This window comes from Dermacoccus sp. GAS27A (assembly GCF_044909235.1).
Lineage (GTDB): Bacteria > Actinomycetota > Actinomycetes > Actinomycetales > Dermatophilaceae > Dermacoccus > Dermacoccus nishinomiyaensis.
Window position 1 is genome coordinate 47881 of record NZ_JBIYDW010000001.1, and the last position, 14062, is coordinate 61942.

Consider the following 14062-nt stretch of genomic DNA (forward strand, 5'->3'; position numbering starts at 1 on the left):
ATCTGACGCGCAAAGGATGCCACCATGACCTACCCCAAGGTCGACCTCACGCGAGAGCACGCGGCAGCGACCCCCGATGACGCAGCGGGAGCGGCCGCCACGACCCCCGGCACCGGCGAGGCGTTCGGCATCCCCAAGGGCGTGCCGAGCAGCCCGAACTTCCCGTCCATCGAGAAGGCCGTCCTCGACTACTGGCGGCGCGACGACACGTTCCAGGCCTCGATCGAGCAGCGCGACGCCGGCGAGAACGGCGACAACGAGTTCGTCTTCTACGACGGCCCGCCCTTCGCGAACGGCCTGCCGCACTACGGCCACCTGCTGACGGGTTACGTCAAGGACCTCGTGCCGCGCTACATGACGATGCGCGGCAAGCGCGTCGACCGCGTCTTCGGCTGGGACACGCACGGCCTGCCCGCCGAGCTCGAGGCGATGCGCCAGCTCGGCCTCAAGACCAAGGACGACATCCTCGACATGGGGATCGAGAAGTTCAACGACGCCGCGAAGAAGAGCGTCATGAAATACGCCTCCGACTGGGAGGACTACGTCACCCGCATGGGCCGCTGGGTCGACTTCGAGCGCGGCTACCGCACGTACAACTCGGGCTACATGGAGTCGGTCATCTGGGCGTTCAAGTCGCTCTACGACAAGGGCCTCATCTACGAGGGCCTGCGCGTGCTGCCGTACTGCTGGAACGACGAGACGCCGCTGTCCAACCACGAGCTGCGCATGGACGAGGACGTCTACAAGAACCGTCAGGACCCGGCGGTGACGGTCGGTTTCACGCTCGAGACGGGGGAGAAGGCCCTCATCTGGACGACGACGCCGTGGACGCTTCCGAGCAACCTCGCCGTCTCCGTCGGCCCGGACATCGACTACGTCGTCGTCGAGGCCTCCGGCCCGACCGGCAGCGACGAGAAGTACGTCATCGCCGAGGCGCGCCTCGCGGCCTACAGCAAGGACCTGTTCGGCGAGAAGCTCGACGCCGACGCGCTTGCCGCGAAGGTCGTGCGTCGCATGAAGGGCTCCGAGCTCGTCGGCCTCACCTACACCGCGCCGTTCACGTACTTCCTCGACGACGAGCGCGTCGTGGGCAAGGCGTGGCGCATCCTGTCGGCCGACTACGTCACGACCGACGACGGTACGGGCCTCGTCCACATGGCTCCCGCGTTCGGTGAGGAGGACAAGGCCGCGACCGACGCGGCCGGCATCCCCGTCGTCGTGCCCGTCGGCCCCGACGGCCGGTTCACCTACCCGGTGAGCGACTACGAGGGCATGCAGGTGTTCGACGCGAACCCGCACGTCATCGACCACCTCAAAGCGGCGACGAAGGGCGACATTGCGAACGCCGGGCACGCCAGCGACGGCACCGTCCTCGTGCGCCGCGAGAGCTACGACCACTCCTACCCGCACTGCTGGCGCTGCCGTCAGCCGCTCATCTACATGGCGGTGAGCTCCTGGTTCGTCGAGGTGACGGCGATCAAGGAGCGCATGCTCGCGCTCAACGAGGAGATCGACTGGGTGCCGGGCAACGTCAAGCACGGCCAGTTCGCCAAGTGGTTGGAGAACGCGCGCGACTGGTCGATCACCCGAAACCGCTTCTGGGGCAGCCCCGTTCCCGTCTGGAAGTCGGACAGTCCCGAGTTTCCGCGCCTCGACGTCTACGGTTCGTTCGAGGAGATCGAACGTGACTTCGGCGCCTTGCCCCGCAATGCTGACGGCGAGGTCGACCTGCACCGTCCGTTCGTCGACGAGCTGACGCGCCCGAACCCCGACGACCCGTCGGGGAAGGCGACGATGCGTCGGGTCGACGACGTCCTCGACGTCTGGTTCGACTCGGGCTCGATGAGCTACGCGCAGGTGCACTACCCGATGGAGAACGAGGCGTGGTTCGAGAACCACTTCCCGGCCGACTTCATCGTCGAGTACATCGGTCAGACGCGCGGCTGGTTCTACACGCTGCACATCCTCGCGACGGCGCTGTTCGACAAGCCCGCGTTCTCCTCCGTCATCTGCCACGGCATCGTGCTCGGCAGCGACGGGCAGAAGATGAGCAAGTCGCTGCGCAACTACCCGGACGTGTCCGAGGTGTTCGACCGTGACGGCGCCGACGCGATGCGCTGGTTCCTCATGTCGAGCCCGATCCTGCGCGGCGGCAACCTGTCCGTCACCGAACAGGGCATCCGTGACGGCGTGCGTCAGGTCATGATGCCGCTGTGGAACGCGTACTCGTTCTTCGCGCTCTACGCGAACGCCGCGAACGGTGGTGAGGGTTACGACGCGCAGTGGTCGACGGCGTCGAACGACGTGCTCGACCGTTACCTGCTCGCCAAGCTGCACGACTTCGTCGCGCAGGTGCAGACGCAGATGGACGCGTACGACATCGCGGGGGCGTGCGACAGCGTCCGCGGCTTCCTCGACGTGCTGACGAACTGGTACATCCGCCGCAGCCGCGAGCGGTTCTGGGGCACCGGATCGTCCGCGAGTACGGGCACCGAGCACGAGGCGTCGAGCAACGAGGCGTTCGACACGCTCTACACCGCGCTCGAGGTCGTGACGCGCGCCGCGGCGCCGCTGCTGCCGTTCGAGACCGAGCAGATCTGGCGCGGCCTGACGGGCGGACGCTCGGTGCACCTCACCGACTTCCCCGTCGCCGACGACCTGCCCGCCGACGCCGACCTAGTCACGGCGATGGACCGCGCCCGTGAGGTGTGCTCCGCGACGCTCGCCATCCGAAAGGCCGAGAAGCTGCGCGTGCGCCTGCCGCTGGAGTCGGTGACGTTCGTCGGCGAGAACCCGCACCCGCTGGAGCAGTTCGCCGATCTGATCTCCGACGAGGTCAACGTCAAGAACGTCGTGCTCGCCGACTCGGCGAACGTCGACGCGGATGCGCTCGGCGTCAGCCGGCGCCTCACCGTCAACGCTCGCGCGGCCGGCCCTCGGCTCGGCAAGAACGTGCAGCAGGCCATCAAGGGCAGCAAGTCCGGTGACTGGTCGCTGGGCGCCGACGGCGTCGTCACCGCCGGTGGGCTCGCGCTCGAGGAAGGCGAGTACACGGTAGACATGGTCGTCGACACCGAGAAGGCCGGCGCCGACACAGCCGCCGGGATGCTGCCCGGTGGTGGCTTCGTCGTCCTCAACACGCAGGTGACGCCGGAGCTCGCCGCCGAGGGCCTCGCGCGCGACGTCGTGCGCGCCGTCCAGCAGGCCCGGCGCGACGCCGGCCTCGACATCTCCGACCGTATCTCGCTCACCATCACCGGTGACGACGAGGTGTGGGCGGCGACCGTCGCGCACCAGGACCTCATCATGCGTGAGACGCTCGCGGTGCAGTTCGGTTCGGCGGGCGCGGCGCACCAGCTGCCCGACGGCGTCGGCACGAGCGCCGAGGTCGGCGACAAGCAGCAGGTGCGTATCGTCGTGAAGAAGGTGGAGAACAAATGAGCGACCAGCGTCCGCGCGACGAGAACGACTACGACGGCGACGGATTCGACGGCGCCGACGTCAACGAACACCTCGTCGAGGGTGAGAGCCCGCGCGACGGGTACGCGACATTCGGCATCCAGGGCGAATCGTTCGGACACGCGAACGAGGAGATGGATCTCGACGAGTACGTCGCCGAGCACGTCATCGGTGACGGCTCGGCCGGCCCGGGCGCTGAGACGGGCGACGCCGCCGACCCCACGGAGCGCGCCCTGACGACGGGCATCGTCGGCGACAACCTCGTGAGCAAGAAGGCCCAGCGCAGCGGCAACCCCCGGGCCGCCGCTCGCGAGGCCGAGGAAGCTGCAGCGCTGCGGCTGCGGGCGCGCGAGATCGAGGACGAGATCCTCGCGCGCACCCCGGAGAACAACCCCGAACCGTCCCTCGAACGTGTGCGTCGCGCGATGGAACTGCTCGGCGACCCGCAGACGAGCTTCCCGATGATCCACCTCACGGGCACGAACGGCAAGACGTCGACGACCCGCATCGTCGAGCGGCTCGTGCGCGAACACGGTTTGAAGACAGGGCGATTCACCTCACCGCACCTGCACGACTTCCGTGAGCGCATCAGCCTCGACGGCGAACCCGTCGACGTCGAACGGCTCGTGCGTGTGTGGGACGACATCGAACCGTTCATCGCGATGGTCGACCACGAGAGCACGAGCAACGGCGGCGTGCGGATGACGTACTTCGAGGTCATCGTCGTCCTCGCCTACTCCGTGTTCGCGGACGCGCCCGTCGACGTCGCGATCGTCGAGGTCGGCCTCGGCGGCGCGTGGGACGCGACAAACGTCGCCGACGGCGTCGTCAGCGTCGTCACGCCCGTGGCGCTCGATCACCAGCGGCTGCTCGGTGACACGGTCGAGGACATCGCGCACGAGAAGAAGGGCATCATCAAGCCCGGCGCGTTCGCCGTCGTCGCCGCGCAGGTGCCCGAGGTCGACGAGATCCTGCGCGAACAGTGCCTCGAGGTCGACGCGACGATGCTGCGCGAGGGCGACGCGTACGCCGTCACCGCGCGCGAGGCGGCCGTCGGCGGGCAGATGATCTCCGTCAAGGGCCTCGCCGGCGAGTACGACGACCTCTTCCTGCCACTGTTCGGCGCGCACCAGGCACACAACGCCGCGACGGCGATCGCCGCCGTCGAGGCGTTCCTCGGGGGAGGAGAGACGAAGATCGACGACGGCGTGCTGCGCGCCGCGCTCGACGCCGTCACCTCGCCCGGGCGACTCGAAGTGGTGCGGCGCTCGCCGACCGTCCTCGTCGACGCGGCCCACAACCCGGCCGGCGCGCAGGCACTGCGTGAGGCGCTCGCGGATTCCTTCCAGTTCAACCGCCTCGTCGGGCTCGTCGCCGTGCTCGCCGACAAGGATGCCGAAGAGCTGCTGCTCGCGCTCGAACCGACGCTCGACCACGTCGTCGTCACGCGCAACACGTCGCCGCGCTCGATGGATCCGCGCGAACTCGGCCAGCTCGCCGCCGAACTGTACGGCGACGATCGCGTCACCGTCGTCGACAGCCTGCCGGACGCCCTCGACCGCGCGGCGGCCCTCGCCGACGACGAAGGCGTCGGAGGTGGCGTCCTCGCGACGGGCTCCGTCGTCACGGCCGCGGACGTGCGCATGCTGCTGGGGGTGACGTCGTCATGATCGCCGAATGGATCCGTCGCCTCCGCTTCACCGGCGTCGGCGAGAAAAAGACGCGACAGCTCGCGGGCGCCGTCATCGGCTGCCAGGCGTTCGTCCTGTTCTTCTTCGCGCTCGTCGCGTGGGGCCTCGACCACTCCCGACACCCCGACGGTGGCGGCAACGCGACGACGTTGCTCTGGGTCGGCATTGCGCTGGCTGTGCTCTGCCTGTATTCCAGCGCGTCGATGCGCAAACCGCTCGGCATTCCGCTGGGATGGGTGCTGCAGGCAGCGACGCTGCTCACCGCGTTCATCGTCCCGTCCATGCTCGTCGTCGGACTCATCTTCCTCGCGCTGTGGATCACCGCGCTCGTACAGGGCGACAAGATGGACGAGCTCACCCGTAACTTCATGAGGGAGTATTCATGAACTGGCTCGAGGCCGTCGTCCTCGGCATCGTGCAAGGGCTCACCGAGTTCCTGCCGATCTCGTCGTCGGCGCACCAACTGCTCGTCGGTCGCGTGTTCTTCGACAACGACGGCGGCGGCGCCGCGTTCACCGCCATCAACCAGCTCGGCACGGAGACGGCCGTCCTCGTGTACTTCTGGAAGGACATCGTCCGCATCATCAAGGCGTGGTTCGGCTCGCTGCGCGGCCACGTCGCGAAGGACGACCCCGACGCGCGGATGGGCTGGCTCGTCATCATCGGCACCCTGCCGATCGGCATCCTGGGCATCCTGTTCAAGAGCGCCATCGAGGGCACGCTGCGCAACCTGTGGATCACCGCGACGATGCTGCTCGTCTTCGCGCTCGTCATCATGCTGGCCGATGTCGTCTCCGACAAGCGCGTCGAGGAAGGCCATCACGAGAAGGGCCTGGACGAGCTGACGTGGGCCGACGGCGTCAAGTACGGCTTCTTCCAGGCGCTCGCCCTCATCCCCGGCGTCTCGCGCTCGGGCGGCACCGTCGCCGGTGGTCTGTTCATGGGCTACTCCCGCCCGGCCGCGGCGCGCTACTCGTTCCTGCTCGCCATCCCGGCCGTGCTGTCGTCCGGTCTGCTCGAACTCATGGACGTCATCAGCAAGGGCAAGGATCACGACTCCGGCAGTTGGGGCATGATCGCCATCGCGACACTGCTCGCGTTCGGTGTCGGCTACGCCGTCATCTCCTGGTTCATGCGATACATCTCGACGCACAACTTCCGCCCGTTCGTCATCTACCGCATCGCGCTCGCACTCGTCGTCTTCGGGCTGCTCGCGACCGGCACGATCGACGCCGCCGTCAACTGAGCGATCCACGCGCCCGCCGCGACGAACGGCATTCATGATCTGCCCCCGACCTTCGATAGGTTGGGGGCAGATCCGCACTCTCTGCCTGGAGGACACCATGACCGCACAGCTCGAACGCTCCCTCGTCATCATCAAGCCCGACGGCTACCGCCGCGGCCTCACCGGCGAGGTGCTGCGCCGCATCGAAGCGAAGGGCTACACGATCGCCAAGCTGCAGGTGACGGAGGCGACTCGCGACCAGCTCGATGCGCACTACGCCGAACACGAAGGCAAGCCCTTCTACGAACCGCTCGTCGAATTCATGAGCTCCGGCCCCATCGTCGTCGCCGTCATCGAAGGCAACGACTGCATCAAGGGCTTCCGCTCCCTCGCCGGCGCCACCAACCCCACCGAAGCGGCCCCCGGATCCATCCGCGGCGACCTCGGCCGCGACTGGGGCCTCAAGGTGCAGCAGAACATCGTCCACGGTTCCGACTCCACCGAATCCGCCGAACGCGAGATCGCGATCTGGTTCTGACCTTCCCTCGCTGTGTCTTCCGGTGAGCGACAGGTGTGGGCTCGCAGGCTCGCCCACACCTGTCGCTCGCTCGGTGCGACACAGCTTCGGGCGGGATGACGGACGCCGCCTCGACCGCTCACCTCGCACGCTCGGTGTCCGGCCGGGGCGGCGTCCGTCATCCCGGGTCCGCGTTCGCGTAGATCGAGGGTCGATTCCGGTGAGGCGCTGATCGGATGCGCATGCCACCGAGCGAGGATCGGTGTGCGGTGAGGCGTTGACTGCACATCGGGCTCACCCGGACAGCAGTGGGCAGGGGGTGGGGCTCAGCGCGCTGCCGCGCACGTGACGCAGCGGGTGGCTGTCGGGCGAGCCTCGAGACGAGCGTCCGGAATCGTCGCGCCGCAGCGTTCGCACACACCGAACGTTCCCGTATCGGCGCGTGCGATCGCAGCGTCGATCGCGGCGAGTTGGCCACGTCCCTCGTCAGCCAGCGACGAGACCTGCGCCCGGGCGACGGCGACCGTCGAACCCTCCGGGTCGTGCTCGTCGTCGATGTTCGCATCGCGCGCCGACTCGACGATGTCGGCCCAACTCTCATCCAACCCCCGCAGGCGAGCCACCGTCTCCCGACGTTTCTCGACCAGCAGCGCGCGAGCAGCGTCCGGGGTCATGCCCCCATCGTACGGTCACCGTCGGCCAACCCGCCACGGCACCGGGACGAGCGACAATGGGCCGAGCTGCACCGCAATGCGTCGCGTTGGGACGGGGACGCCTCAAGACGACCGCCGCGTCACGCGTCCCGTCGAAGTGCCACGCCGGGCGTTACCGCTGCGGCGTGCGCTGCCACAGCGCCGCGAACACGTCGGCCTCCTCGCGAGGAAACTCCTGGGTCCACCGCGCGTCGCGGGCCGGCGGCGCAGGTGCCAACGTGGACTCACCCGCTTCGCGCCGGAGACAACCGACGTTGACGAGCTCGCGGCGCAGATACGCAGAGTCCTTGTGGACCTCAGCCAGCATCCGCGACACCTCGGCCTCCGGGTACGTTCGACGCGGTTCCAAACGCGTGACGAGAACGAGGAGCACCGCCATGCGCTTCGTTCGCTTCGTGGGGATGGTGCGCAGGCGGCCGTCGTCGAAGAACTGACGAACCGACCGCCCCAGAGCCGTCGGGATGATGGGGTCCTGGGCGAGAGGGCTTGGCGCGCCGTTCGGGATGGGGGACGCCGCCCGGTCGGTCGGAGGCTGTTCGATCGCAGGCTGCGTCCGCATCAGTTCGGTGCGTGCCTGCAGGTAGGTCGCGTCAGACGCGGCCATCCGGGCGCGCACGAACTTCTTGAAATCGGCATCTCGGGTCATGTCACTCGCTTTGGCGCGTCGAGAACGCCCCAGCCGCACGAGGCGTCAGTCGCATGCTGCGAGAGATGATCCGCCCGAGAATCCGCTTCCTTTCGCTCCGACGCATCCGGGCTGAGGCCGGGCGTGAGCTGGGCGCAGGTGGCCCCATGGTCATCGTGCCGTGCCGGCGCGGCTCCCGGCCAGCGAATTTGCGTCCGCCCCTTGCTCGGCGAACGGCGGCACCCAGACAACTTTGAAATACTCACCCGGTGCTCGGACGACTGAAGACCCCCTCGCGTGATCTCGCGATCGACCTCGGGACGGCGTACACGCTCGTCTACGAGAGCGGGCAGGGCATCGTCGTCGACGAACCCAGCGTCGTCGCCCTCGACGCGGCGACCGGCGACCTGCTCGCCGCTGGCCACCACGCCAAGGAGATGCTCGGACGAGCCCCCGGGCGCGTCTCCGTCGTCCGCCCCCTCGTCGGCGGCGTCATCAGCGACGCCGACGCCGCCGAGCGCATGCTGCGCTACTTCATCGCCCGCTCGCGACCCTCCCGCCTCATCCGCCCACGCGTCGTCGTCTGCGTCCCCTCGGAGGTGACTGGCGTCGAACGCCGCGCCCTCGAGGACGCCGCGATGCGCGCCGGCGCGCGCCACGTCGACGTCATCGAAGAAGCCGTCGCCGCCGCAGTCGGCGCCGGGCTCAACGTGCAGGCCACGCAGGCGTCGATGGTCGTCGACATCGGCGGCGGCACGAGCGACGTCGCCGTCACGAGCCTCGGCGGGGTCGTGCGCTCACGCTCCGTCCGCCTCGGCGGCCACGAACTCGACGACGCGATCGCAGCCCACCTGAAGAACGAATACGCGCTGCTGCTCGGCGAACGCACCGCCGAACGCATCAAGCTCGACGTCGGCAGCGCCTTCCCGCTCACCGAGGAACTGACGTGCGAGGTGCGCGGACGCGACCTCATCGGTGGGCTGCCGCGCAGCGTCACCGTGACGAGCGTCGAGATCCGGCGCGCGCTGGAACCGACCCTGCTCGCGATCTGCGACACCGTCCGCGCCACCCTCGACGCATGCCCGCCGGAGCTGGCCGGCGACATCCTCGACACCGGCATCGTCCTGACCGGCGGGGGAGCGCAGCTGCGCGGGCTCGACGTGCGCCTGCACCACGAACTCGCCGTTCCCGTCCGCGTCGCCGCCGACCCGGCGAACGCCGTCGTCCTCGGCGCCGGTGCGTGCGTCGAGAACTACGACCTCATGCGTGGGCTGCTCATGCCCGTGACGCGGTGAAGAACCCGCGCCGGGCGCGAACAAGGTCGACGTCGCCACCGACGGCGGGATCCGGGCGCGGGGGGCGATCGGTTCGGCGGTCGTCGGGTGAATTCGGCGCGGCCCCGCGGCGACGCGACCCGCACCGCCGCGGCCGACTCGTCGCGGTGGCCGTGCTCGCCGTCCTGCTGCTCGCCCTCACCGCCTCTCCCGCGCTGCGTGCGCGGGGTCAGAACCTGACGTCGGGCGCGCTCGGCACGATCGCCGGCTGGGTGACACCCCGCGACGACGCGTTGCGCGAGGCGAAAGAAGCGCGAATCCGCGCCGAAGCGCGAGCGGCTGCCGTCGGCGACGCCGACCGTGTCGTCGACGAGGCTTCGAAGCTGTCGCGCTCGTTCGCCGCGTCGGGACGCGACGTCGTGACAGCCCGCGTCGTCGCGTTCACGCCCGCGACCGCGGCCGGTGACGCCCGGCGCGTCCAGATCGACGCGGGCCGGGACGCCGGGCTCGAGACGGCGCAGGCCGTCGTCGCGGCCGGCGGGCTCGTCGGACGGGTCACGGCGGTCGACGAGCACGCCGCGACGGTCACGCTCATCACTGACCCGGCGAGCGTCGTCGGAGCGCGCCTCGAACCGGGCGGCACGCTGGCCCGCGTCAGCGGAGCGGCGCCCGACGGGGTGGCCGCGCGCGCCGAGGGATCCGTCAGTCTCGTTCTCGCGGCGGGCGGTTCGGCGACGAAGGGGGCCCGCGTCGTCACCGCCGGCAGCCCCCAGGGCCGGCCCTACCCGGCGGGGTTGCCCATCGGGACGGTCACCTCGATCGACCCCGACCGTGGCCGCCTGGAGCGCAGCGCCACCGTCCGCCCCGCCGTCGACCCCAGCAGCCTCGACGTCGTCGGCGTGCTGCGCCCGCGGGCGTCGCGATGACGAGCGCTGAACAGCGCGTCCTCTTCGCGCCCGAACCGCTGCGCGAGCCCGCGACGATCCTCGCGCGCCCATCCGCGCTCGCCGCGACGCGGGCTCTGTGGACGCTCGGCGCGGGCGTCGTCGCCGTCCTGCTGCCCCCGCACCTGGGCCAATGGGTGGCGTGGCTGGGCGCGCCGCTCGCGGTGAGTGTCGTGCTCGACGCAGGGGCGCTCGCCGCGCTCGGCTGGCTGCTCGCCGGGCTCGTGCTCTCCGTCGTGCTGCCGCCCGGCGGCGTCGACATCGTCGCGCATGCGGCGGCGATCATCGCCACCGTGCTCGTCCTGCGACGCCTGCGGGTGGCCGCGACGGTGAGTGCCTGGTCGGCTGCGGCGCTCGCCGCTCTCGCGGTCCTCGTGCACGACCTGACGCTCGTCGCGCTCGCCGCGGCACAGAGCGGCCGCGTCGGCGTCGCCGTCCTGCCGCTGCTCGTGCGTGTGGTCGTCGGCGGCGTCATCGGCCTCGCCGTCGTCGGGCGCTGGAACCGCTGGGCGGCTCGTGAACGCGCGCGAGGCCGGGCATGAGGCGGCTCCCGCGGCTCCGTCGTCGCGTCGGCTCGAGGCCGGGGCGACGTGCCTCTCGTGGCCATGTCGTGCCCGGGCGCCGCCGTCAGGCCAGCCGGCCACGAACCGGTTCGCGTGCCGCGGGTGGCCGACGCGCCACGCTGGGGCCGTTTCTCCTGCCGGAACGCATCGGTTCTCGGCGAGGTACGGGTGGCACCTCGGCGGCCCAACGGCGCCTCGCGGTCTACCTCGTCCTGACGTTCGTCGCCGCGATCGTGCTCGTCGGACGCCTGGCCCAGCTGCAGCTCGTCGACGCTCGGGCGAGCCGCGCGGCCGCCGATGCGATGACGACGCGGGCCGTCGTCGTCCCCGCCGTGCGCGGACGCATCCTTGCCGCGGACGGCAGTGTGCTCGTCGGCAACGGCTCCACGACGACGCTGACGATCACGCCCGACCAACTGCGCCGTCCGGAGAACGCTCATCGCATCCTGAGCCGCGTCGCGCACGCCATCGACCGCCCCGTCGCCGACCTCGAACGGCGCACCGCGACCTGCGGCACGAAGGGCGCCGCGCCGGCACCGGTGTGTTTTTCCGGCCAGCAGTTCGAGCCCGTGCCGATCGCCTCGGACGTCCCGACGGAGGCCGTCAGCGGCATCCTCGAACAGCCGGAGCGCTACCCGGGCGTCGCGGCGAGGACCCGCCCCACACGCACGTACGGCCCGAGCGGCAGCTCGCTCGCGCAGGTGCTCGGCTATCTCACGACGACGACGGCGGACGACGTCACCGCCGCGCGCGAGGCCGGCCGCGAAGCTCCCGCGACGACGGCGCTGCTCGGGCGCGCGGGCCTGGAGCAGCAGTACGACACGCAACTGCGCGGCCGCGACGGACGCCGCGTCGTGAGCATCACGCCGACGGGGGAGGCCGAGCGCGTCGTGGCGGACGAGGCGCCGACGAACGGCGCCGATGTGCGCACGAGCCTCGACCCCGGGCTGCAGAAGTCCGCGGCCGACGCGCTCACGAAGGGGATCGCCGCGGCCCGTAAGGGCGGGTCGAAGGCCGATTCGGGTTCCGTCGTCGTCATGGATGCCGATTCGGGTCAGGTGGCGGCGCTGACGAACCAGCCCACCTACGACCCGAGCGTCTGGAACGGCGGCATCACCCAGGCCGAGTGGGACACGTTGACGCGCGGCGGCTCCGACCCGCTCTCGAACCGTGCGGTGACGGTGGCAGGGCCGCCGGCGTCGACGTTCAAGGCGGTGTCGCTGTTCGGGGCGGCCGCGGCTGGTGTCGACCCGAAGGGGACGTACGACTGCCCGAGTTCGCTGCGCATCGGCAACCGCACGTTCACCAACTTCGAGTCGGAGGCGCACGGTCGCATCGACATCCCGACGGCCCTCGAGGTTTCCTGCGACACCGTCTTCTACCGCTGGGCCTACCGCAGCTGGCTCGACGCAGGCGGGGCGAAAGCCTCCGTCGACGCACCCGACGCGTTCGCCGCAGCCGCCCGCACGTTCGGCTTCGGTGCCCGCACCGGCGTCGACCTGCCCGGCGAGGCGAGCGGCGCCGTCACCGACCGGGCGCAGAAGCGACGCGACTGGGAGGCGACGCGCGCCCAGAGCTGCGATCGTGCGAAGCGCGGCTACCCCGAGGTCACGGACAAGGCGCGGGCGGCTTACCTGAAGCAGGTGGCGCAGGAGAACTGCACGAGCGGGTACGTGCTGCGCGCCGGTGACGCGGTCAACCTCGCGATCGGTCAAGGCGACGTCAGCGCAACGCCACTGCAGATGGCGGCGACGTACGCCGCGGTGGCGACGGGCGGCACACGCGTGACGCCGACGCTCGTGCCCAACGCGACGTCCGCGCAGACGGAGACCACGAGCCTGCACCTCGACCCCGCGATGCTGGCCGTCGAGCGCGACGGTCTCGCCCGCGTCCTGCGCTCGGGGACGGCGTCGGACGCCTTCGCCGGGTTCGACCTCGCCCGCTTCCCGATCAGCGGCAAGACCGGCACCGCCGAGGTGTACGGCAAGCAGGCGACCGCGTGGTTCGCCTCTTACATGCCCGAGCCAGTCGCGGGGCACCGCTACGTCGTCGTCGTGCGCGTCGACCAGGGCGGCGAAGGCGGACGCGTGGCGGCACCCATCGGGCGCGCTGTGTGGGATGCCATCGCACATCGGGGCGCCTGAGGCGGGCGCCGGGTTCGGTTTCGCGCTCGGCGCGACGAGCATGTTCGCCTCGGCGATCCTGACGGCCGGCATCGGCCCGTGGCTGCCGTACCAGATACTCGGTGCGAGCTGGGTCGCGCTCGGCGCCGGTCTGCTGCCGTGGCGGCGCGGGCTGCGTTGGCCCGCCGAGCTCTCGCTGCTGTGGGGCTACACGGCGTTCGCGTCACTCGCGTACGGCTTCGTCCTCAACACGTCGTTCTGGCCGTTCTCGACGACCGGCGACCCCGGCATCAGCCCCGTCCCCGGGGCGCAGCTTGCGACAAACCTCGCGCACTTCGTCGCGTTCAGCCTCGCCATGTCGCTGGGCTGGGATCTGGGGCGCGTCATCACGAACGTCGCCCTCGTCCTGGCCGTCGGCCGGCCCGTGATGACGGCGCTGCGACGCGCGTCGCGCCGGGCCGCGTTCGAGGCGCGGGGCGAGTTCGTCGATTAGGCCGCCACCTCCTGCCGCTGATAGCCTGAACGAAGCCGTAGACCGGCCGCGGATCGAGAGCGCCCCAGTGAACAGGCCTGGGAGCACCGCGCAGCGAGAGTTCAAAGGAGTCAGGTATGCCCCTGGACGTTGAAACGAAGAAGAAGATCATCGCCGAGTACGGCACGTCCGAAGGCGATACCGGCTCGCCCGAGGTTCAGATCGCCCTGCTGACGCAGCGCATCAAGGACCTGACGGAGCACTCGCGCACGCACAAGCACGACCACCACAGCCGTCGTGGTCTGCTCCTGCTCGTCGGTCAGCGCAAGCGCATGCTGCGTTACCTCGAGTCGGTCGACATCGAGCGTTACCGCTCGCTGATCAAGCGTCTCGGCCTGCGCCGTTGATCGCATTGATCACCATGATCTGACGCCGAGTGGCGGTCATCCCTGAAAG

General features: G+C 70.2%; 13 protein-coding genes. 11 read left to right on the plus strand and 2 right to left on the minus strand.

The window, feature by feature from the left end; translation table 11 throughout:
* The first annotated feature begins 24 nt into the window (after nucleotides 1-24).
* The 5 genes from ileS (at nucleotide 25) to ndk (ending at nucleotide 6913) form a co-directional block, all read left to right on the plus strand.
* Entirely contained in the window at nucleotides 25-3441 is a 3417-nt protein-coding gene (ileS, locus tag ABH936_RS00255; protein ID WP_404601992.1) for an isoleucine--tRNA ligase, read from the plus strand.
* On the plus strand, nucleotides 3438-5129 hold the full coding sequence (locus ABH936_RS00260; RefSeq protein WP_404601994.1) for a bifunctional folylpolyglutamate synthase/dihydrofolate synthase: 1692 nt from the start codon (nucleotides 3438-3440) through the stop codon (nucleotides 5127-5129). The genes ileS and ABH936_RS00260 overlap by 4 nt, the downstream gene beginning before the upstream one ends.
* Nucleotides 5126-5536 carry a DUF4233 domain-containing protein gene (locus ABH936_RS00265; RefSeq protein WP_051805758.1) on the plus strand — a complete coding sequence of 137 codons (411 nt, stop codon included), beginning with the start codon at nucleotides 5126-5128 and terminating at the stop codon, nucleotides 5534-5536. Before ABH936_RS00260 ends, ABH936_RS00265 begins: the two co-directional genes overlap by 4 nt.
* Nucleotides 5533-6396 (plus strand): undecaprenyl-diphosphate phosphatase, encoded by an 864-nt coding sequence (locus ABH936_RS00270; RefSeq protein WP_006944409.1) that lies wholly within the window; start codon nucleotides 5533-5535, stop codon nucleotides 6394-6396. The genes ABH936_RS00265 and ABH936_RS00270 overlap by 4 nt, the downstream gene beginning before the upstream one ends.
* Before the next feature lie 97 nt (nucleotides 6397-6493).
* Nucleotides 6494-6913, plus strand: coding sequence for a nucleoside-diphosphate kinase (gene ndk / locus ABH936_RS00275; RefSeq protein ID WP_038567576.1), 420 nt, complete (start codon nucleotides 6494-6496; stop codon nucleotides 6911-6913).
* Nucleotides 6914-7218: 305 nt separating this feature from the next.
* Here the strand turns inward: ndk and ABH936_RS00280 are convergent, their stop codons facing one another.
* Nucleotides 7219-7566: a TraR/DksA family transcriptional regulator gene (locus ABH936_RS00280; RefSeq protein WP_288756691.1), complete on the minus strand. Its 348-nt coding sequence runs from the start codon at nucleotides 7564-7566 to the stop codon at nucleotides 7219-7221.
* Nucleotides 7567-7717: 151 nt separating this feature from the next.
* Nucleotides 7718-8290 carry a DUF2087 domain-containing protein gene (locus tag ABH936_RS00285; protein ID WP_404601998.1) on the minus strand — a complete coding sequence of 191 codons (573 nt, stop codon included), beginning with the start codon at nucleotides 8288-8290 and terminating at the stop codon, nucleotides 7718-7720.
* 209 nt (nucleotides 8291-8499) lie between these two features.
* Here ABH936_RS00285 and ABH936_RS00290 point away from each other — a divergent pair, with 209 nt between their 5' ends.
* From ABH936_RS00290 to rpsO, 6 genes are all read left to right on the plus strand, one after another.
* Nucleotides 8500-9525, plus strand: a complete 1026-nt coding sequence (locus ABH936_RS00290) for a rod shape-determining protein (RefSeq protein ID WP_404602000.1) — start codon at nucleotides 8500-8502, stop codon at nucleotides 9523-9525.
* A gap of 146 nt (nucleotides 9526-9671) precedes the next feature.
* Nucleotides 9672-10430: a rod shape-determining protein MreC gene (gene mreC / locus ABH936_RS00295; protein ID WP_404602002.1), complete on the plus strand. Its 759-nt coding sequence runs from the start codon at nucleotides 9672-9674 to the stop codon at nucleotides 10428-10430.
* Entirely contained in the window at nucleotides 10427-10990 is a 564-nt protein-coding gene (locus ABH936_RS00300; protein ID WP_404602004.1) for a hypothetical protein, read from the plus strand. The genes mreC and ABH936_RS00300 overlap by 4 nt, the downstream gene beginning before the upstream one ends.
* Nucleotides 10991-11058: 68 nt before the next feature.
* Entirely contained in the window at nucleotides 11059-13155 is a 2097-nt protein-coding gene (locus ABH936_RS00305; RefSeq protein ID WP_404602006.1) for a penicillin-binding transpeptidase domain-containing protein, read from the plus strand.
* Nucleotides 13130-13627 carry a hypothetical protein gene (locus ABH936_RS00310; protein ID WP_404602008.1) on the plus strand — a complete coding sequence of 166 codons (498 nt, stop codon included), beginning with the start codon at nucleotides 13130-13132 and terminating at the stop codon, nucleotides 13625-13627. Before ABH936_RS00305 ends, ABH936_RS00310 begins: the two co-directional genes overlap by 26 nt.
* A 116-nt stretch (nucleotides 13628-13743) precedes the next feature.
* Nucleotides 13744-14013 carry a 30S ribosomal protein S15 gene (rpsO, locus tag ABH936_RS00315; RefSeq protein ID WP_006946370.1) on the plus strand — a complete coding sequence of 90 codons (270 nt, stop codon included), beginning with the start codon at nucleotides 13744-13746 and terminating at the stop codon, nucleotides 14011-14013.
* Nucleotides 14014-14062: the final 49 nt, after the last annotated feature.